The organism is Pseudomonas sp. Gutcm_11s (assembly GCF_028649395.1).
Taxonomy (GTDB): domain Bacteria; phylum Pseudomonadota; class Gammaproteobacteria; order Pseudomonadales; family Pseudomonadaceae; genus Aquipseudomonas.
In genome coordinates, this window is record NZ_JAQSUW010000008.1 from 24183 (window position 1) to 41469 (window position 17287).

General features: G+C 67.3%; 20 protein-coding genes. 16 read left to right on the forward strand and 4 right to left on the reverse strand.

The window, feature by feature from the left end; translation table 11 throughout:
* Window positions 1-35: 35 nt before the first annotated feature.
* The 8 genes from PTT45_RS02390 to PTT45_RS02425 all read left to right on the forward strand — a co-directional run bounded on the left by PTT45_RS02390 (window position 36) and on the right by PTT45_RS02425 (window position 7083).
* Window positions 36-1364 carry an LLM class flavin-dependent oxidoreductase gene (locus PTT45_RS02390; protein WP_273811340.1) on the forward strand — a complete coding sequence of 443 codons (1329 nt, stop codon included), beginning with the start codon at window positions 36-38 and terminating at the stop codon, window positions 1362-1364.
* Window positions 1365-1418: 54 nt separating this feature from the next.
* The gene (gene mgrA / locus PTT45_RS02395) at window positions 1419-2459 is read left to right on the forward strand and encodes an L-glyceraldehyde 3-phosphate reductase (protein WP_273811343.1); all 1041 of its coding nucleotides are present in this window, start codon (window positions 1419-1421) and stop codon (window positions 2457-2459) included.
* 2 nt (window positions 2460-2461) lie between these two features.
* Window positions 2462-3418: an aliphatic sulfonate ABC transporter substrate-binding protein gene (locus PTT45_RS02400; protein ID WP_273811344.1), complete on the forward strand. Its 957-nt coding sequence runs from the start codon at window positions 2462-2464 to the stop codon at window positions 3416-3418.
* 147 nt (window positions 3419-3565) lie between these two features.
* Window positions 3566-4348 carry a MetQ/NlpA family ABC transporter substrate-binding protein gene (locus tag PTT45_RS02405; RefSeq protein WP_273811345.1) on the forward strand — a complete coding sequence of 261 codons (783 nt, stop codon included), beginning with the start codon at window positions 3566-3568 and terminating at the stop codon, window positions 4346-4348.
* A gap of 413 nt (window positions 4349-4761) precedes the next feature.
* Complete coding sequence (locus PTT45_RS02410; RefSeq protein ID WP_273811346.1) at window positions 4762-5538, forward strand: energy transducer TonB; 777 nt, start codon at window positions 4762-4764, stop codon at window positions 5536-5538.
* Window positions 5539-5597: 59 nt separating this feature from the next.
* Window positions 5598-6317: a MotA/TolQ/ExbB proton channel family protein gene (locus tag PTT45_RS02415; protein ID WP_273811347.1), complete on the forward strand. Its 720-nt coding sequence runs from the start codon at window positions 5598-5600 to the stop codon at window positions 6315-6317.
* Window position 6318: 1 nt separating this feature from the next.
* Window positions 6319-6720 (forward strand): ExbD/TolR family protein, encoded by a 402-nt coding sequence (locus tag PTT45_RS02420; RefSeq protein ID WP_273811348.1) that lies wholly within the window; start codon window positions 6319-6321, stop codon window positions 6718-6720.
* A gap of 129 nt (window positions 6721-6849) precedes the next feature.
* On the forward strand, window positions 6850-7083 hold the full coding sequence (locus tag PTT45_RS02425) for a DUF6021 family protein (protein ID WP_273811349.1): 234 nt from the start codon (window positions 6850-6852) through the stop codon (window positions 7081-7083).
* A gap of 3 nt (window positions 7084-7086) precedes the next feature.
* On the opposite strand, the gene PTT45_RS02430 is transcribed toward PTT45_RS02425, so the two are convergent.
* The gene (locus tag PTT45_RS02430; protein ID WP_273811350.1) at window positions 7087-7929 is read right to left on the reverse strand and encodes a type 1 glutamine amidotransferase domain-containing protein; all 843 of its coding nucleotides are present in this window, start codon (window positions 7927-7929) and stop codon (window positions 7087-7089) included.
* A gap of 100 nt (window positions 7930-8029) precedes the next feature.
* Between PTT45_RS02430 and PTT45_RS02435 the strand changes: the two genes are divergently transcribed.
* From PTT45_RS02435 to efp, 3 genes are read left to right on the forward strand one after another with little or no spacing between them, the layout of a single operon-like run.
* A complete protein-coding gene (locus PTT45_RS02435; RefSeq protein WP_273811351.1) occupies window positions 8030-8965 on the forward strand; it encodes a LysR family transcriptional regulator in 936 nt (311 codons plus the stop codon).
* A gap of 12 nt (window positions 8966-8977) precedes the next feature.
* Entirely contained in the window at window positions 8978-10123 is a 1146-nt protein-coding gene (gene earP, locus PTT45_RS02440) for an elongation factor P maturation arginine rhamnosyltransferase EarP (protein WP_273811352.1), read from the forward strand.
* 34 nt (window positions 10124-10157) lie between these two features.
* On the forward strand, window positions 10158-10733 hold the full coding sequence (gene efp, locus PTT45_RS02445) for an elongation factor P (protein ID WP_273811353.1): 576 nt from the start codon (window positions 10158-10160) through the stop codon (window positions 10731-10733).
* 51 nt (window positions 10734-10784) lie between these two features.
* On the opposite strand, the gene PTT45_RS02450 is transcribed toward efp, so the two are convergent.
* Window positions 10785-11741, reverse strand: a complete 957-nt coding sequence (locus tag PTT45_RS02450; RefSeq protein ID WP_273811355.1) for a LysR family transcriptional regulator — start codon at window positions 11739-11741, stop codon at window positions 10785-10787.
* 96 nt (window positions 11742-11837) lie between these two features.
* On the opposite strand from PTT45_RS02450, the gene PTT45_RS02455 reads away from it, so the two are divergent.
* The gene (locus PTT45_RS02455) at window positions 11838-12590 is read left to right on the forward strand and encodes a sulfite exporter TauE/SafE family protein (RefSeq protein ID WP_273811356.1); all 753 of its coding nucleotides are present in this window, start codon (window positions 11838-11840) and stop codon (window positions 12588-12590) included.
* A gap of 2 nt (window positions 12591-12592) precedes the next feature.
* Here PTT45_RS02455 and PTT45_RS02460 read toward each other — a convergent pair whose 3' ends face one another.
* Window positions 12593-13447 (reverse strand): LysR substrate-binding domain-containing protein, encoded by an 855-nt coding sequence (locus PTT45_RS02460; RefSeq protein ID WP_273811357.1) that lies wholly within the window; start codon window positions 13445-13447, stop codon window positions 12593-12595.
* Between the two features lie 97 nt (window positions 13448-13544).
* Here PTT45_RS02460 and PTT45_RS02465 point away from each other — a divergent pair, with 97 nt between their 5' ends.
* From PTT45_RS02465 to PTT45_RS02480, 4 genes are read left to right on the forward strand one after another with little or no spacing between them, the layout of a single operon-like run.
* On the forward strand, window positions 13545-13778 hold the full coding sequence (locus tag PTT45_RS02465; RefSeq protein WP_273811388.1) for a DUF1127 domain-containing protein: 234 nt from the start codon (window positions 13545-13547) through the stop codon (window positions 13776-13778).
* 38 nt (window positions 13779-13816) lie between these two features.
* The gene (locus tag PTT45_RS02470; protein WP_273811358.1) at window positions 13817-14761 is read left to right on the forward strand and encodes a DMT family transporter; all 945 of its coding nucleotides are present in this window, start codon (window positions 13817-13819) and stop codon (window positions 14759-14761) included.
* Between the two features lie 11 nt (window positions 14762-14772).
* Window positions 14773-15240, forward strand: a complete 468-nt coding sequence (locus PTT45_RS02475; RefSeq protein WP_273811359.1) for a DUF3291 domain-containing protein — start codon at window positions 14773-14775, stop codon at window positions 15238-15240.
* A gap of 9 nt (window positions 15241-15249) precedes the next feature.
* Window positions 15250-16458 (forward strand): winged helix-turn-helix domain-containing protein, encoded by a 1209-nt coding sequence (locus tag PTT45_RS02480; protein ID WP_273811360.1) that lies wholly within the window; start codon window positions 15250-15252, stop codon window positions 16456-16458.
* 37 nt (window positions 16459-16495) lie between these two features.
* Here PTT45_RS02480 and PTT45_RS02485 read toward each other — a convergent pair whose 3' ends face one another.
* The gene (locus tag PTT45_RS02485; RefSeq protein ID WP_273811361.1) at window positions 16496-17248 is read right to left on the reverse strand and encodes a M48 family metallopeptidase; all 753 of its coding nucleotides are present in this window, start codon (window positions 17246-17248) and stop codon (window positions 16496-16498) included.
* Window positions 17249-17287 lie beyond the last annotated feature (39 nt).

A 17287-nucleotide genomic window follows, 5' to 3' on the forward strand; every position in this document is an offset into this window, starting at 1 on the left:
GGTGGCCTGCAAAGCCAACGTAAGGAACCCATTCGATGAGCGATTCCCCCCGTCAACTCAGCCTCGGCGCCTTCCTCATGGCCGGCGGCCACCACATCGCCGCCTGGCGCCACCCGGACGTGGTCGCCAACCCGCTGGACTTCGGCCAGTACCGCCGCGCGGCGCAGATCGCCGAGGCGGCCAAGTTCGATGCGCTGTTCGTCGCCGACAGCGTGGCCGCGTCCACCGATGCCATCGCCAGCCATACCTCGCGCTCGGTGTACTTCGAGCCGCTGACCCTGCTCTCGGCGCTGTCTGCCATCACCGAGCGCATCGGCCTGGTGAGCACGGTGACCACCAGCTACAACGAGCCGTACCACGTGGCGCGCAAGTTCGCCTCGCTGGACCACCTCTCCGGTGGCCGCGCCGGCTGGAACCTGGTGACTTCGGACGCCGCCGCCGAGGCCTTCAACTTCGGCCGTGACGCGCACATCCCGCATGCCGAGCGCTACTCGCGGGCCCGCGAATTCCACCAGGTGGTGCGCGGCCTGTGGGACAGCTGGGCCGACGACGCCTTCGTCCACGACCAGGCCGGCGGCCAGTTCTACGACCCGGCCAGGCTGCATGTGCTGAACCACAGCGGTGAACACTTCCGCGTGCAGGGCCCGCTCAACGTCGCGCGCTCGCCCCAGGGCCGGCCAGTGGTGGTGCAGGCCGGTTCCTCGGAGACCGGCCGCGAGCTGGCCGCCGAGACCGCCGAGGTGGTGTTCACCGCGCAGACCTCGCTGGCCAAGGCCCAGGCCTTCTACGCCGACCTCAAGGGCCGCCTGGCCAAGTACGGGCGTGGCGAGGACGAGCTGAAGATCATGCCCGGCGTGTTCATCGTGGTCGGCGCCAGCGAGGCCGAGGCCCGCGAGAAGTTCGAGCAGTTCCAGGAGCTGGTCGAGCCGGAGGTGGGCGTCGCATTGCTCGGGCGCATGCTCGGCAATTTCGACCTGTCCGGCTACCCACTGGATGGCCCGCTGCCGGAACTGCCGCTGACCGAGAATGGCCAGCAGAGCCGGCAGAAGCTGCTCACCGAACTGGCCGGCAGCGAACAGCTGACCCTGGCCCAGCTCGGCCGGCGCATCGCCGGCGGGCGTGGCCACCACAGCCTGATCGGCACGCCGACGCAGATCGCCGACGAGCTGCAGGCCTGGTTCGAGGGCCGCGGCGCCGACGGTTTCAACGTGCTGGTGCCGCACCTGCCGCTGGGCCTGGAAGACGTCGCCACCCAAGTGGTGCCCGAGCTGCAGCGCCGCGGCCTGTTCCGCACGGAATACCGCGGCCGCACCCTGCGCGAGCACCTCGGTCTGCCATATCCGCGTAATCCCTTCTTCACCTGATCCGGTCGGGCGGGGCGGCTGCATGTCGCCTCGCCGACTGCCGCAAGGAGTCCCATGAGCTACATCCCCGCCGCCAACCGCTACCAGCGCATCCCTTACCGCCGTGTCGGCCGCAGCGGCCTGCTACTGCCGGCCCTGTCCCTGGGCCTGTGGCACAACTTCGGCGATGCCACGCCGATCGACACCCAGCGCGCGCTGCTGCGCACCGCCTTCGACCTGGGCATCACCCACTTCGACCTGGCCAACAACTACGGCCCGCCCTACGGCAGCGCCGAGAGCAACTTCGGCCGTCTGCTGCAGGAAGACTTCAAGGCCCACCGTGACGAGCTGATCATCTCCACCAAGGCCGGCTGGGACATGTGGCCGGGGCCGTACGGGCAGGGCGGCAGCTCGCGCAAGTACCTGATCTCCAGCCTCGACCAGAGCCTGCAGCGCCTGGGCCTGGACTACGTGGACATCTTCTATTCGCACCGCTTCGACGCCGACACGCCGCTGGAGGAGACCGCCATTGCCCTGGCCGACATCGTCCGCCAGGGCAAGGCGCTGTACGTCGGCATCTCCTCCTACTCGGCGGGCAAGACCCGCGAGATCGCCGCGCTGCTGCGCGAGCTGAAGGTGCCGCTGCTGATCCACCAGCCGGCCTACAACCTGTTCAACCGCTGGATCGAGAAGGACCTGCTCGACGCTACCGATGAGCTGGGCGCCGGCGTCATCGTGTTCACCGCGCTGGCCCAGGGCCTGCTCAGCGACAAGTACCTCAACGGCATCCCGCAGGACGCCCGGGTCAACCGCCCCGGCGGCGCCTCGCTGCGCCCGGAACACCTATCCGAGGCCAACATCGCCCGCGCCCGCGCCCTCAACGAGATCGCCGCACGGCGTGGGCAGAGCCTGGCGCAACTGGCACTGGCCTGGACCCTGCGCGATCCGCGGGTCAGCTCGGCGCTGATCGGTGCCAGCAATCCTGCGCAGATCATCGAGAACGTCGCCGCGCTGGACAACCTGGCCTTCAGCGCCGAGGAGCTGGCCGAGATCGACCGCCATGCGGTGGAGGGCGGCATCAACCTCTGGGAAAAACCGTCCACCGACTGGGAGTGAACATGAAGAGCATTCGATTCGGCGCAGCCCTGCTGGCGCTGCTGGCCTTCACCGGCCTGGCCCGTGCGGCCGACCCCGAGGTGCTGCGCATCGGTTTCCAGAAGGGCTCCACCAGCCTGGTGCTGGCCAAGGAGCACGGCCTGCTGGAGAAGCGTTTCGCCAACGTGCGCGTGCAGTGGATCGAGTTTCCCGCCGGCCCGCAGATGCTCGAGGCGCTGAACATCGGCAGCCTGGATATCGGCTCCACCGGCGACATCCCGCCGCTGTTCGCCCAGGCCGCCGGCGCCGACCTGCTGTACATCGGCGCCGAGCCGCCGAAGCCGCAGGCCGAGGTGATCCTGGTGGCCAAGGACAGCCCGCTGCAGTCGGTGGCCGAGCTCAAGGGCAAGCGTGTGGCGCTGCAGAAGGGCTCCAGTGCGCACAACCTGGTGCTGCGTGCATTGGCGCGCGAGGGCCTGAGCTTCGCCGACATCCAGCCGATCTACCTGCCGCCGGCCGATGCCCGCGCCGCCTTCGAGCGTGGTGCCGTGGATGCCTGGGCGATCTGGGACCCGTTCTACTCGGCCATCGAGCTGGAAGGCCGCGCGCGGCTGCTGGCCAACGGCGAGGGCCTCGGCCTGAGCGGGCCCTTCGTGCTGGCGGCGCGACCATTCGCCGAGGCTCACCCGCAGTTCCTCCCCGAGCTGATCGCCGAGCTGAACCGCGCCGAGGCGCTGACCCGCAGCGACGAGGCCGCCAGCATCGCCGTGCTGGCCAAGGTCACCGGCCTGGGCGAGGCGGTGATCGCACGCGCCTTCAGCCACCGCCCGCCATCGCCGATCGGCCCGCTGACCGCCGAGATAGTCGCGGCGCAGCAGCACACCGCCGACCTGTTCGTGCAGAACCGCCTGTTGCCGCGCGCGCTGGATATCGGCTCGGCCATCTGGGCCGGAGCAGGGGAGAAGTCTGATATTCAATAAAAGAATAAAAAGATAATTAAACAGTATTTTTAGGAAATAAAAGATATCCGTAATCTGCCCCTCGACCGCAGCTTACCCAGCACGGTCCAGACAACCGTTCCGCGTGGTTGAGGATCCAATCGCGCATCTCTTTCCGAGACCTTCAAGATGAAGAAAAGCCTGCTCCTGACCGCCCTGGCCGCCGCACTCTCTGCCTCCCTGGCCCAGGCCGGAGAAAAGCTCATCATCGCCGCCACGCCCGTACCGCATGCGGAAATCCTCGAACTGATCAAGCCGCAACTGGCGAAGGAAGGCGTGGACCTCGACGTCAAGGTCTTCACCGATTATGTGCAGCCCAACCTGCAGGTCAGCGAGAAGCAGCTGGATGCCAACTACTTCCAGACCAAACCCTACCTCGACACCTTCAACAAGGACCGTGGCACCGACCTGGTGATCGTCAAGGGCGTGCACGTCGAGCCCTTCGGCGGCTACTCCAGCAAGTACAAGTCGCTGAAGGACCTGCCCAACGGCGCGACCATCGCCATCCCCAACGACCCGAGCAACAGCGGCCGTGCGCTGCTCCTGCTGCAGACCGCCGGCCTGCTGGAGCTGAAGGACCCGCAGAGCGTCAAGGCAACGCCCAAGGACGTGGTCAAGAACCCGCACAACTTCAAGTTCAAGGAGCTGGAGGCGGCCATCCTGCCGCGCGTGCTGGACCAGGTCGACCTGGCGCTGATCAACACCAACTACGCCCTAGAGGCCAAGCTCAACCCGACCAAGGATGCCCTGGTGATCGAGGGCGGCGATTCGCCCTACGTGAACTACCTGGTGAGCCGCCCGGACAACCAGGACAGCGCGGCGATCCAGAAGCTCTCCGCGGCGCTGACCAGCCCCGAGGTGAAGGCCTTCATCGAGAAGAAGTACTCGGGAGCCGTGTTGCCCGCGTTCTGATTTTTCACCCCGTGGCGGCTCTTTTTGTGTCGCAGCTGCCCATTTGTCCACGGTAGTGACGGTGCTTCGGCATCCTTGCTCTTCGCGCCGACCGGCTTGCCGGGTCGGCGTTTTTTTTGCCTGCTCGAAAGGCTCTGCAACGGGCCTTTCAGCCCGGCTTGGCGGATTTCGATGCCTTGCGAGCATATTTTTGATGCCCGCAAGGCATAGATATAAAAAATATCAATAAAATCAAATAGATAGAAATACATATTCCTTTAAAGAATTACAGTCTTATAAAAAGATACTTTAAGAAATAAGCAGTGCCGACAATCATTTGGGTCAAGCCATCGGGACCTGTCTGAAGCGGGGCCCGGCGTGATTTGAACCAAGGCCGGAACGAGGCCGGTCCCGTGATCCAGGAGCACTGCCAGATGGGCAACGTCCTCAAAGCCGACAACCTGAACCAGGTACTGCGGCGCAACCCCGGCGAGGTCCTCGACCTCGGCGTGCAGCTACGCCAGGCCCTCGGCCAGCAGCGCCACCAGCCCAGCCGCAGCACGCCGTTGCTGGGCCGCCGCGAGGCGGTATTGCTTGGCCTGTTTGCCCTGACCCTGCACGGCGCGGTGCTGTACTGGCTGGCCAGCCGGCCGGAGCCGGTGCTGCCGGAAGTGCCGGTGCAGGTGCCGCCGATGACCATCGAGTTCGCCGCGCCGCCACCGCCGCCCGAGCCGGTGATCGAGCCGCCGCCACCGCCTGTGGTGGAGGAGCTGGCGGTCAAGCCGCCACCCAAGCCCGAGCCGCCCAAGCCCAAGCCGCAGCCACCGAAACCCAAGCCCGCACCGAAACCGGTGGAGCCACCACCACAGCCGCCGAAGGCCGAGACGCCACCGCCGCCCGCCGCGCCGGTAGCCGCTCCAGCCCCGGTGGAGACGCCGCCCTCGGCCAACGCCGCGTACCTGAAGAATCCGGCGCCCGAGTACCCCAGCCTGGCCCAGCGCCGTGGCTGGGAGGGCACGGTGCTGCTGCGGGTGCGGGTGCTGGCCAGCGGCAAGCCCGCCGAGATCCAGGTGCAGAAGAGCAGTGGCCGTGAAGCCCTCGACGAGGCCGCCGTGCGCGCGGTCAAGCGCTGGAGCTTCGTACCGGCCAAGCGCGGTGACGTGGCCCAGGAAGGCTGGGTGACGGTGCCGCTGGACTTTCGTTTGAACTAGCTGGCGCTAGAGCGCCGTTTGAACTGAACCGAATTCGACTGAAAAACGAGGAACACAAAATGAATCTGTTGGTTGACTCCCCCCTGCAATCGGTCGAGCACGCGGTCATCTGGCTGCTGATCGGCTTCTCCGTCCTGACCTGGGGCCTGGCCCTGATCAAGGGCATCCAGTTCGCCCGCCAGCGCTACCAGGACCGCAAGTTCCTCAAGCTGTTCTGGAGTGCCACCAGCCTAGATTCCGCCGCCGAGCTGGGCCAGCAACACACCGGCGCGGTGGCCCACGTGGCCCAGGCCGGCTTCGCTGCAATCCAGGTGCACGACGGCCAGCAGCCCGGCGACCTGAGCCAGGCCATCAACCATCAGGACCGCCTCGAGCGCGCCCTGCGCCAGCAGATCCAGCGTGAACGCCGCTCCCTGGAATCCGGGCTGGCGGTGGTCGCCAGTATCGGCAGCACCTCGCCCTTCATCGGCCTGTTCGGCACCGTGTGGGGCATCATGGAGGCGCTCAAGGGCATCAGCGCGGCCGGCAACGCCAGCCTGGAAACCGTGGCCGGCCCCATCGGCGCGGCACTGGTCGCCACCGGCGTGGGCATCGCCGTCGCCGTGCCGGCGGTGCTGGTTTACAACTACTTCCTGCGTCGCCTCAAGCTCACCGCCGCCGACCTCGACGACTTCGCCCACGACTTCTACAGCCTGGCGCAGAAGAGCGCGTTCAAGGTCATTGCCCACCCCGGCGCGCGCAAGCCGCAGCAGCCGCAGAACGTGAAGGAGGCGATCTGACATGGCCTTCTCGACCCAGGATAGCGACGAGGTCCTCAGCGAGATCAACGTGACTCCGCTGGTGGACGTGATGCTGGTGCTGCTGGTGGTGTTCATCGTCACCGCGCCGCTGCTGACCAACTCCATCCCGATCAACCTGCCGAAGACCGAGGCAGTCGCCCCGGCGGACCAGAAGGACCCGCTGGTGGTGAGCATCGATGGTGACGGCAAGCTGTTCATCAACAAGGACGAGGTCCAGCCAGAACTGCTGGAAGCGCGCCTGAGCGAGGCCAAGGCCAAGGACGCCGAGGTCAAGGTGCAGCTGCAGGCCGATGATTCGGTGGACTACGGCGTGGTAGCCAAATCCATGGCCAGCATCGAGCGGGCTGGCATCACCAAGCTGGCGGTCATCACGGCACGCTGAGCTTGTGCGGTTACGGGGTCGTCCTTACCAGGCAGGGGGACGGCCCCTTTTTCTTTCCGACAGATTGATCGAACCCCTCCGACCTATCGCCCTCGAACCCTCATGACTCCAGATTGCGAGAGGTGGACCATGAGCTTGAAAGACTTCTTCCTGGCCCGACGGGATTCACAGGACGATGGCCGCAGCCTGCCGGGTATCGCGCCGAGCACGCAGCAGGTACGCCGCGAGCTGGGCTTCGACCCGGACTCGCCGGACCTCGGCGACCCGCAGATCGATCCGCCCTGGCCCGCGCGCATCCCGCAGGCGGGGCGCACGCCAGCCAAGCGTGCGCCGGGCGAGCAGTACCCGCCGTACGGCGGCTAGCGCCTACTTCAGGCGACGCAGCAGCTCCTCGCCGACCTGCTGGGCGGATGCCGGGTTCTGCCCGGTGATCAGCTCACGGTCGACCACCATGTGCGGGGTCCACGGCGAGGTATTGCTGCTGTAGCTGCCGCCGGCCTGCTGCAGGCCGGTCTGCGGGTAGAACTTCATCGCGCCGCCGTTCAGCGCCTGCTTGGCCTGTTCCTCTTCCTGATTGCTGATCACCGTCATCCGGTAGCCGGAGTAGATCCACTCCTGGCCGGCCTTGGCGGTGTTGTCGCGTTCCAGGCGCTGCACGTAGCCGGCTGCGTCGGGCAGGGCAGAGAGCAGGGCGATGGGGCCGTGGCAGACCAGCGCGGTGGTCTTGCCCTCGGCATGGAAGGCGCGCAGCAGCTTGCCCAGTTGCGGGCTGCGCAGCAGGTCCTGCATCGGCGCGTGGCCGCCGGGAACGTACAACGCATCGAAATGCGGGTAGCCGATCTGCTCGACGCGAGCCAGGCTGATCACCGGCGAGGCGTCGGCCTGGGTCAGGCGCAGTTTCTCCAACAGCGCCTTGTGCTCGGCCAGGTTGGCGGCATCGCCGCCGAAGTACTGGGCGTTGTCCGAGGTCACGTCCATGGTCGGCGCCAGGCCGTTGGGCGTGGCGAAGGTCACCGAGTGGCCGGCGTCGAGCAGCAGCTTGGTCGGCTGCATCAGCTCGTTGAGGAAGAAACCGGTGGGGTAGACCTTGCCGTCCTTGAGGTCGAGGTGGTCGGCGTCGGACAGCACCACCAGCACGTTGGCGGCCTGGGCGCCGAGACTGGCTGCAGCGAGAGCGGTGGCGAGGGCAATCTTGGCGAGGCTGGGCATCGCGATTCTCCGGGTAGGGAACAGGTGGAGAAACTGTATTGCCACCGCTGGCGGCGATAAACTCGCTACCACGGAAATTACCTGTGCTCTGGAGGCAAGAATGGCCCGGCGCTTCGATCACCTCGGCGACGTCGAGGCCTTTCTCTGCGTGGTCGAGCGCGGCTCGCTGAGCGCCGCATCCGTGAGCCTGGGCACCACGCCCTCGGTGATCAGCCGGGCCATCTCGCGTCTCGAGGCGCGTCTCGGCAGCCAGCTGCTGCGCCGCACCACCCGGCGCCTGAGCCTGACCGAGGATGGTCGTCTCTACCTGGAGCAGGCCCGCGCCGCCTTCGCCCTGATCGACGATGCCGAACGGCGCATCCAGGGCGGCGGCGAGGTTGCCGGGCGGGTGCGCCTGAGCGCGCCGACCACCTACGGCCACTATCGCCTGCCGCAGCTGCTGGCGCAGTTCGCCCTGGCCTACCCGCAGGTGCAGGTGGAGCTGGGCATCAGCAATCGCAATGTCGACCTGGTGGCCGAGGGCTACGACCTGGCGATCCGCCTCGGTCGCCTGCCGGACAGCGGCCTGGTCGGCCGTCGCCTGGAGGACGCACAGCTGTGCCTGGTCGCGGCGCCGAGCTATCTGGCCCGCGCCGGAGCGCCGGCCAGCCTGGCCGACCTCGAACAGCACGCCTGCCTGCCATTCATCATGCCCAGCAGCGGCAAGGTCGCGCCCTGGCTGTTCCGCGATGGCGAGCAGGAGCTGGACTGGCAGCCCAGGGGCCATGTGCAGGTCACCGACGACGTATTGGGCACGGTGTCGCTGGCCGAGGCCGGGCTGGGCATCTGCCAGTCCTACGCGTTCATCCTCCACGAACGCATCGAGCAGGGCCGCCTGGTGCGCCTGCTGCCGCAGCTGGAGGGGCGCAGCCGGCCGTTCTCGATCATCTATCCGCCGCATCGCCAACTGTCGCCGGCCTCGCGGGCGCTGATCGACTTTCTCGCCCACGCCGCGCAGGCCGGCGGCGCTGACGTAGAATCCGCCGCAGCAATCTGAATGGAGCGGTTCATGGGCGCCCGGTGGGACATCTTCTGCAGCGTGGTGGACAACTACGGCGACATTGGCGTGACCTGGCGCCTGGCCCGCCAGCTGGCGGCCGAGCATGGCCTGGCGGTGCGCCTGTGGGTGGACGAGCCGGCCGCCTTCCTGCGCCTGTGTCCGCAGGCCGCTGCGGGGCAAGAGTCATGGCTGCTGGCGGGTGTCGAAGTGCACCACTGGCCGAAGGACTTTCTCGCGGTGGAGCCGGCCGACGTGGTGATAGAGGCCTTCGCCTGCACGCTGCCGGAGAACTACGTGGCGGCGATGGCGGCGCGGGCGAGCAAACCGCTGTGGCTCAACCTGGAGTACCTCAGCGCCGAGGACTGGGTCGCTGGCTGCCATGGCCTGCCATCGCCGCAGCCGGGTGGGCTGCAGAAGTTCTTCTTCTTCCCCGGCTTCACCGAGGGCACCGGCGGCCTGCTGCGTGAGGCCGATCTGCTGCCGCGGCGGCGCGCCTTCCAGGCCGACGGCGCAGCGCGCCAGGCATTCCTCGACAGTCTCGGGATTCAACCGCTGGCCGGCGCCCGGCTGATCTCCCTGTTTGCCTACGAGAACGCCGGCCTGGCGCCCTGGCTGGACGCCCTGGCTGGCGCCGGCGAAGCGACCCAGCTGCTGGTGCCGCGCGGACGCATCGAGGCCGACCTGTGCCGCTGGCTGGGTGTCGACAGCCTGGAAGAGGGCGGCAGCTGGCGGCGCGGCAACCTGCAGCTGCACCTGCTGCCATTCCTCAGCCAGCCGGACTATGACCTGCTGCTGTGGAGCTGCGACTTCAACGCCATCCGCGGCGAAGACTCCTTCGTCCGCGCCCAGTGGGCGGGGCGGCCGCTGCTCTGGCACATCTACCAGCAGGAAGAGGGCGCGCACTGGGACAAGCTGGACGCCTTCCTCGATTGCTACTGTGGCTCGTTGTCGCCGCCGGCCGCCGCCGCGCTCAAGGCGCTGTGGCATGCCTGGAATGGCCAGGGCGACATGGGGGCGGCCTGGGCGGGGTTCCTGGCGCAGGAAAACCGCCTGACCGAGCATGCCGAGGCCTGGTGCGTGGCGCAGGCCACCCGTCCCGATCTCGCCGCGGCGCTGGTGCAGTTTCATCGAAATTGGCTATCATGCGCGGCCTAGAAATCTGTACCTCCATCTAAACCCGGATACACGTATGAAAACCGCACAAGAAATGAAGCCCAACAGCGTGGCTCTGATCGACGGCCACCCGTGGCTGATTCAGAAAGCCGAATTCACCAAATCCGGCCGTAACAGCGCCATCGTCAAGATGAAGCTGAAGAACCTGATCAACGGCTCCAAGACCGAGACCGTTTACAAGGCCGACGACAAGATGGAGCCGGTCATCCTTGAGCGCAAGGAAGTGACCCTGTCCTACATCAGCGGTGAGGACTACGTCTTCATGGATCCGGAGTACAACTCCTACGAGCTGCGCGCCGAAGATCTGGAAAGCGTTCTGCCGTTCATCGAAGAAGGCATGACCGACATCTGCGAAGCCGTGTTCTTCGAAGGCAAAGTGATCTCCGTCGACCTGCCGACCACCATCGTTCGCAAGATCGCCTACACCGAGGGCTCTGCCCGTGGCGATACTTCCGGCAAGGTCATGAAGCCGGCCAAGCTGAGCAACGGTACCGAAGTCAAGGTTGCAGACTTCTGCAACATCGACGACTGGATTGAGATCGACACCCGTGACGGTTCCTACAAGAGCCGTACCCAGGCGCCGTCGGCCTAAGGCCAACCGCCTCGCAAAAAGCCCGGCCCAGTGCCGGGCTTTTTGTTGCCCTCAGTTTCTGTTCAGACCGCGCTGCAGGGCCAGGTCCCAGGGCGGGGTGGGGCCGAAGCGCTGCTTGAGGAACTCCAGCAGCAGGCGCGTACGCGAGCTGGCCTCGCTGGCCAGGCGCAGGGCGTAGATGCCGCTGGGCTCGGCCGCCGGCAGGCCGCCGTCGCAGAGCAGCGGCACCAGCTCGCCGCGTACCAGGTAGTCGCTGATCAGCCAGGTCGGCAGGTGTGCGATGCCGAGGCCGGCCACGGCGCTGAACAACAGGGTCTCGGCATTGTTGGCGGTCAGGCGCAGGCGCCCGGGACGCAGCAGCTGCAGGCGGCCGTCGACTTCGAAGCGCCAGGCGTGTGGCGGCGACAGGGCGTCCCAGTCCAGACCGTCGTGTTCCGGCAGTTCGCGTGCATCGCGCAGCAGGCCGCGGCGCTTGATGTACTCGGGGCTGGCGCAGAGTACGCGGACCAGCGGCGCCAGCGGCGTGGCGACCAGGCGGGTGTCGGCCAGCGGGCCGATGCGCAGCACCAGGTCGACCTCGCCCAGGTGGTCGCCCTGCAGGTCGATGAAGCTGTCGATCAGGCGCAGCTGCACGTCCAGGCCCGGGTACAGGGTGAGGAACTCGGCGATGGCTGGTGCCAGGTGGCGGCGGCCGAACGGCGAGGGCGCATCGATGCGTATCAGCCCCTCCGGCGCACTGCTCAGCGACACCGCTTCGGCGCGCGCCTGGTGCAACTCGGTGAGGATGCGCCGGGCCCGCTCGGCGAAGGCCAGGCCCGCCGGGGTTGCCTTGACCGCGTGGGTGCTGCGGGTGAACAGCGCACAGCCGAGCGCGCGTTCCAGGGCGTCGATGCGCCGCGACACGGCCGAGGGCGTGAGCTGCTGGCGGCGCGCGGCGCCGGAGAAGCTGCCACTCTCCAGCACATCGAGGTAGAGGGCGAACTGGTCGGTGAGCTGATCGGTATTCATGGTCTGCCTTTGCGTAGCTCGCAAAAGCATTGTGCGTGCTTATGCATTTCCATGCCAGGCGCGACTGTCTAGCATGCGGCCACCCGAGGAGGTTTCATGAGTCCAATCGATCTGTTGTTGAACCTGTTGCTCGGTCTGGCGATGGGCACCGTGGGTGGCCTGTTCGGCATCGGTGGTGGCTTGGTGGCAATTCCCGCGCTGGGCGTGCTGTTCGGCCTGGACCAGCAGCTGGCCCAGGGCACGGCGCTGGTGATGGTGGTGCCCAACGTGGTGCTGGCGCTGTGGCGCTACAACCAGCGCAATCGCATCGAACCCAAGTACGCATTGCTGTTGGCGAGTACCGGCATCGTCTGCGCCTGGCTGGCCTCGCTGTATGCCGTCGAGCTGCACGCCGAGCGCATGCGCCTGGCCTTCGTCGTGTTCCTCGTGGTGTTGGCGCTGTACAACCTGGCGCGGCTGTTCATGCACACGCCTCCGGCCTCGACGGAGCTGCGCCATCCCTGGCCGTGGCTGGGCGTGGTGGGCGGCGCGGCGGGCGCGCTGGGCGGGCTGTTCGGCGTCGGTGGCGCGGTGCTGGCGGTGCCGGTGCTGACCAATGTGTTCGGCGCCGGGCAACTGATGGCCCAGGGCCTGTCGCTGGCCCTGGCGTTGCCCAGCACCGGCGTGACCCTGCTGACCTACGCGCTGCATGACCACGTTGACTGGGCCATGGGTGTTCCCCTGGCCGTAGGCGGCCTGCTCAGCATCACCTGGGGTGTGAAGCTGGCCCACGCCCTGCCAGAGAAGGTCCTGCGTGGTCTGTTCTGCGGCTTCCTGATCCTCTGCGCGGTCCTGTTGGTGCTGAAGTAAGGCTAGAGGCGGAAGCCCTCGGCGATGTGTTCGGCCAGGGTGTCGGTCACCTGCGACTGGCGCTCTGGGTGGCGGACCAGGGCGATGCTGGTCAGCGGCAGGCGTGGGAAGCCTTCCGCCTCGCCGAGCACGCGCAGGTCCGGGGTGATCAGGCTCTGCAGCTGGGCCGTCACTGCGAGGCCGGCGCGCACCACGGCGAACAGCGCCGACAGGCTGGGGCTGGTGTAGGCGATGCGGTAGGGGCGCTCCAGGGCGTCCAGCGCATTGCAGGCCCAGGCGCGGCAGAAGCAGTCGGCGTTGAACATCGCCAGTGGCATGGGGTTCTGCTCGTGCGGGCTGAAGCCCTGGGCCACCGCCCAGACGAAGCGCTCCTGGCGCAGCAGCTGGCCGATCTCCTTGCCCGGCTCGCGGGTGACGATGGTCAGGTCCAGATCCTGGCGTTGCAGGAGCAGGCCGGAAGGCTCGCAATGAACCTCGACCTGCACCAGCGGGTAGGCCTGGGCGAAGCGCGAGAGGATGTCCGGCAGGAAGCGCATCACGTAGTCGTCCGGCGTGCCGATGCGCACCGAGCCGACCATGTGCGGTTCGCGCAGGGTGTTGAGCACCTCGCCGTGCAGCTTGAGGATGCGCCGCGCATAGCCCAGCAGGATCTGGCCTTCGGGCGTCAGGCGCACCTGGCGGCCGTCGCGCTCGAACAGCGCGCGTTGCACCACGTCACCCTCCAGGCGCTTCATCTGCATGCTTACCGCGGACTGGGTGCGGTTGACCGCCTCGGCCGCACGGGTGAAGCCGCCGCTGTCGGCGATGGCGACGAAGCTGCGCAGCAACTCGGTGTCGATGCTGGGGTAGTGGGCCATTCATCAATCTCCAAGATGCAATGCATAAGAAACATTCGTTGGATTGATCTTATGCCGAGATGGAAACTGCCGCCAACCCCACAGGGAGGGCGTGATGATGAAAAGTCAGAAAGGGTACGCACTGGCAGGTTCGCCATCGTTTGCTGTCGCACTGCGCGGCATCGGCTGGAAGGCCTGGTGGATGCGGTTGAGGCGCTGGCGGGAGCTGGCGCGGCAGCGCAGGCAACTGGCGATGCTGGACGAGTCGGCGCTCAAGGACATGGGCCTGACGCGCGGTGATGTCATGCAGGAATGCGAGCGGCCGTTCTGGGATGATCCGCAACAACATTGAATCGAGGGTTTTGTGGTGCTGGTTTTAGGAGTCTGCGCATGAGTGCGTCGCGCAAGGGAGCCGATCTGTTCCTGTTCCAACTGATGCTGCTGTTGTGCGCCCTCTGGGGCAGCCAGCAGGTGGCGATCAAGCTGGCCGCGGCGGATATCGCACCGCTGCTGCAGGTAGTGCTGCGCTCGGCCATCGCCGCCGTGCTGGTCGGCCTGCTGCTGCTCTGGCAGGGCGGCTGGCGCGCCTGGCTGCCGAGCACCTGGCGCGGTGGCCTGCTGGCGGGCGTGCTGTTCGGCCTGGAATTCTTCTTCATCGCCGAGGGGCTGCGCTTCACCTCGGCGTCGCACATGGCGGTGTTCCTCTACACGGCGCCGATCTTCTCGGCCCTGGGCCTGCATTTCCTGCTGCCCAGCGAGCGCCTCAAGCCTGCGCAGTGGATGGGCATCGGCCTGTGCTTCGGTGGTGTGGTGCTGGCCTTTGGCGGCGGAGCGGACTGGGCGAATCTGGACCGACGCATGCTGCTCGGCGACCTGCTGGGCCTGCTCGCCGGACTGTCCTGGGGCCTGACTACCGTGGTTATCCGTGGCTCGCGGCTGTCCGAGGCACCGGCCGGTCTGACCCTGTTCTACCAACTGGCGGTGGCCTTCGTCCTGCTGCTGAGCTATGTGCTGTTCACGGGTCAGATCGGCCCGGTGAACTGGACGCCGGTGGCCATCGGCTCGGTGCTGTTCCAGGGCGTGGTGGTGGCCTTCTTCAGCTACCTGGCGTGGTTCTGGCTGCTGCGCCGTTACCTCGCCTCGAACCTGGCGGTGTTCGCCTTCATGACGCCGCTGTACGGCGTGACCTTCGGCGTGCTGGTGCTGGACGAGCCGCTGAGCCTGAATTTCGTGATCGGCGCCGGGCTGGTGCTGCTGGGGATCACCCTGGTCAGCAGCCATGCCTGGCTGAGCAAAAGACTACGCGCCGCCCGTGCCGGTGCCGAGGCCCGTTGAAGGAGATCGACATGGAGCGTTATCACCTGGCCCAGCTCAATATCGCCCAGCTGAAGGCGCCGCTGGACTCGCCGCAGCTGGCCGATTTCGTCGCCAACCTGGAGCGCATCAACGGCCTGGCCGAGGCGGCACCGGGCTACGTCTGGCGTCTGCAGGACGAAGCCGGCGACGCCACCGCCATCCGCCCCTTCGGCGACGAGGTGCTGGTCAACATGTCGCTGTGGCGCGATGTGCAGTCGCTCAGTGACTACGTCTACAAGTCGGCGCATACCGAGATGCTCAAGCGCCGCCGCGAGTGGTTCGACAAGGTCGAGCAGGCGCACCAGGTGCTCTGGTGGGTGCCGGCGGGGCACCGGCCGAGTGTGGCGGAGGCGGCCGAGCGCCTGGCCCACCTGCGCGAGCATGGCGCCACGGCCCATGCCTTCAGCTTCCGTCAGGCCTTCGCCGCGCCGGAGCAGGTTGTCGCGCCGTCCTGCTAGGCTGGGCGCATGACTCTTTCGCTCTCTCTCCCTGAGGCCCGGCGCCTGGCCCTGGCTGCCCAGGGCTTCACCCGCGCGCCGCGCGGCGCCATTGGCCAGCGCCAGCTGCGCGCGCAGATCGAGCGCCTCGGCGTGCTGCAGATCGACTCGGTCAACGCCCTGGTGCGCTCGCACTACCTGCCGGCGTTCTCGCGGCTCGGCCATTACGATCCGGCGTTGCTGGATGAGCTGGCCTGGGGCAAGCCGAAACGCCGCGGCCTGTTCGAATACTGGGGGCACGAGGCCTCGCTGCTGCCGCTGGAGCTGTATCCGCTGCTGCGCTGGCGCATGCGCCGTGCGGCGGACGGGCAGGGCATCTACCGCCAACTGGCCGAGTTCGGCCGCCAGCAGCAGGACGTGATCCAGCGTGTGCTGCAGACGGTGCGCGAGCAGGGCGCGCTTGGCGCCGGCAGCCTCAGCACTCGCAGCGAACGGGCCGGGCCCTGGTGGGACTGGAGCGCGGAGAAGCATGCGCTGGAATGGCTGTTCGCCGCTGGTGAGGTAACGGTGGCCGGGCGGCGTGGCTTCGAGCGCCTGTACGACTTGCCGCAGCGGGTGATTCCCGCCGCCCAGCTCGAACACCCCGAGATCGCCGAGGCCGAGGCGCAGCGCCAGCTGCTGCTGCGTTCGGCCGATGCCCTGGGCGTGGCCACCGAGCGTGACCTGCGTGACTACTACCGTCTGGACGCGAGCGACGCCAAGGCGCGTCTCGTCGAACTGGTCGAGGCTGGCGAACTGCTGCCGGTCACGGTGCAGGGCTGGAAACAAGCTGGCTACTGCCGAGGTGAGCCGAGCATTCCACGACGGGTGCGCGGCAGCGCCTTGCTCTCACCCTTCGATTCGCTGATCTGGGAACGCGAGCGCACCGAGCGGCTGTTTGGCTTCCGCTATCGCCTGGAGATCTACACCCCGCCGGACAAGCGCGTGTACGGCTACTACGTGCTGCCATTCCTGCACCACGAGCGCCTGCTGGCGCGGGTCGACCTGCGCAGCGAGCGCGCGCACGGGCGCCTGGCGGTGCATGCCGTGCATCTGGAGGAAGCGTTGCTGAGCGAGGAGGCGTTGCACTCCCTTGCCGAGGAGCTACGCGCGCTGGCGCAGTGGCTGGGGTTGGAGGCGGTGGCGCTGACCTGCCGCTCGCCGGCGGCCGCATTGCTGCGGCCGTTGCTGCAGGGCTGACCCGCCCACACCGGATGGCGCGAGCGGGTTGTGCGGCTTACTTCTCGGCGGCGATGCGCTGGCGGATGTGCGCGGCGCGGTCGGCCGAGCCCGGGTGGGAGTCGAACATGCTGCTGTCGCCGCCGCTCAGCTTGGCCAGCTTGTCGAAGGCGCTGGCCAGGCCTTCCAGCGGGATGCCGCGCTTCTTCAGCAGGTCGAAGGAGAAGTCGTCGGCGGCGCTTTCCTGGGATTGCGAGAACTGCGCGTTGACCAGTTCCTCGCCGAGGGCACCCAGCTGCGAACTGGACAGGGCAGAGACCGCGCCGTTGCCCGAGGAGGCCGCGGCACCACGCGCCACTGAAGTGGCGTAGGCGGCCTGCATGGCCTTCTTGGTGTGGCCGAGGGCAACGTGGCCCATCTCGTGGCCGAGCACGCCTTCCACTTCGTTGTCGTTCATCAGGTCCATCAGGCCGCTATAAACGCGCACGCAACCATTGGCCATGGCCCAGGCGTTGACCTCATCGGTCTGGTAGACCTTGTAGGTGACCGGGGTGCCATTGACCTGGCTGCCGAGGTTGGCGGCGATCTTCTCCAGGCGCTGGCTGTACTCGCTGCCGGCTGGGGCGATGGGCGCTTCGGCGTCCATCTGCACGCAGGCCTCGTCGGCCATGGCCTTCACTTCGGCGTCGCTGAGGGTGGCGGCCTGCATGGCCTGCATGCCGGTGGTGAGCATGGCGTCGGGGCTCATGTTCTGGCAGCCGCCGAGCAGGGTGGCCAGAGCGAGGGCGGAAAGGGAGAACTGCAGTTTCATGGTCATCGTCCTTGAAGGTTGAGGCAATGGAGGGCCAGA

Excerpts from the sequence above, each read along its gene's own strand:
- PTT45_RS02415 (WP_273811347.1), top strand. The coding sequence starts at position 5,598 with ATGAATCTGTTGGTTGACTCCCCCCTGCAATCGGTCGAGCACGCGGTC.
- PTT45_RS02400 (WP_273811344.1), top strand. The coding sequence starts at position 2,462 with ATGAAGAGCATTCGATTCGGCGCAGCCCTGCTGGCGCTGCTGGCCTTC.
- mgrA (WP_273811343.1), top strand. The coding sequence starts at position 1,419 with ATGAGCTACATCCCCGCCGCCAACCGCTACCAGCGCATCCCTTACCGC.
- PTT45_RS02450 (WP_273811355.1), bottom strand. The coding sequence starts at position 11,741 with ATGAATACCGATCAGCTCACCGACCAGTTCGCCCTCTACCTCGATGTG.
- PTT45_RS02390 (WP_273811340.1), top strand. The coding sequence starts at position 36 with ATGAGCGATTCCCCCCGTCAACTCAGCCTCGGCGCCTTCCTCATGGCC.
- PTT45_RS02460 (WP_273811357.1), bottom strand. The coding sequence starts at position 13,447 with ATGGCCCACTACCCCAGCATCGACACCGAGTTGCTGCGCAGCTTCGTC.
- PTT45_RS02465 (WP_273811388.1), top strand. The coding sequence starts at position 13,545 with ATGAAAAGTCAGAAAGGGTACGCACTGGCAGGTTCGCCATCGTTTGCT.
- PTT45_RS02430 (WP_273811350.1), bottom strand. The coding sequence starts at position 7,929 with ATGCCCAGCCTCGCCAAGATTGCCCTCGCCACCGCTCTCGCTGCAGCC.
- PTT45_RS02425 (WP_273811349.1), top strand. The coding sequence starts at position 6,850 with ATGAGCTTGAAAGACTTCTTCCTGGCCCGACGGGATTCACAGGACGAT.
- earP (WP_273811352.1), top strand. The coding sequence starts at position 8,978 with ATGGGCGCCCGGTGGGACATCTTCTGCAGCGTGGTGGACAACTACGGC.
- PTT45_RS02480 (WP_273811360.1), top strand. The coding sequence starts at position 15,250 with ATGACTCTTTCGCTCTCTCTCCCTGAGGCCCGGCGCCTGGCCCTGGCT.
- PTT45_RS02410 (WP_273811346.1), top strand. The coding sequence starts at position 4,762 with ATGGGCAACGTCCTCAAAGCCGACAACCTGAACCAGGTACTGCGGCGC.
- efp (WP_273811353.1), top strand. The coding sequence starts at position 10,158 with ATGAAAACCGCACAAGAAATGAAGCCCAACAGCGTGGCTCTGATCGAC.
- PTT45_RS02420 (WP_273811348.1), top strand. The coding sequence starts at position 6,319 with ATGGCCTTCTCGACCCAGGATAGCGACGAGGTCCTCAGCGAGATCAAC.
- PTT45_RS02455 (WP_273811356.1), top strand. The coding sequence starts at position 11,838 with ATGAGTCCAATCGATCTGTTGTTGAACCTGTTGCTCGGTCTGGCGATG.
- PTT45_RS02435 (WP_273811351.1), top strand. The coding sequence starts at position 8,030 with ATGGCCCGGCGCTTCGATCACCTCGGCGACGTCGAGGCCTTTCTCTGC.
- PTT45_RS02475 (WP_273811359.1), top strand. The coding sequence starts at position 14,773 with ATGGAGCGTTATCACCTGGCCCAGCTCAATATCGCCCAGCTGAAGGCG.
- PTT45_RS02485 (WP_273811361.1), bottom strand. The coding sequence starts at position 17,248 with ATGAAACTGCAGTTCTCCCTTTCCGCCCTCGCTCTGGCCACCCTGCTC.
- PTT45_RS02470 (WP_273811358.1), top strand. The coding sequence starts at position 13,817 with ATGAGTGCGTCGCGCAAGGGAGCCGATCTGTTCCTGTTCCAACTGATG.
- PTT45_RS02405 (WP_273811345.1), top strand. The coding sequence starts at position 3,566 with ATGAAGAAAAGCCTGCTCCTGACCGCCCTGGCCGCCGCACTCTCTGCC.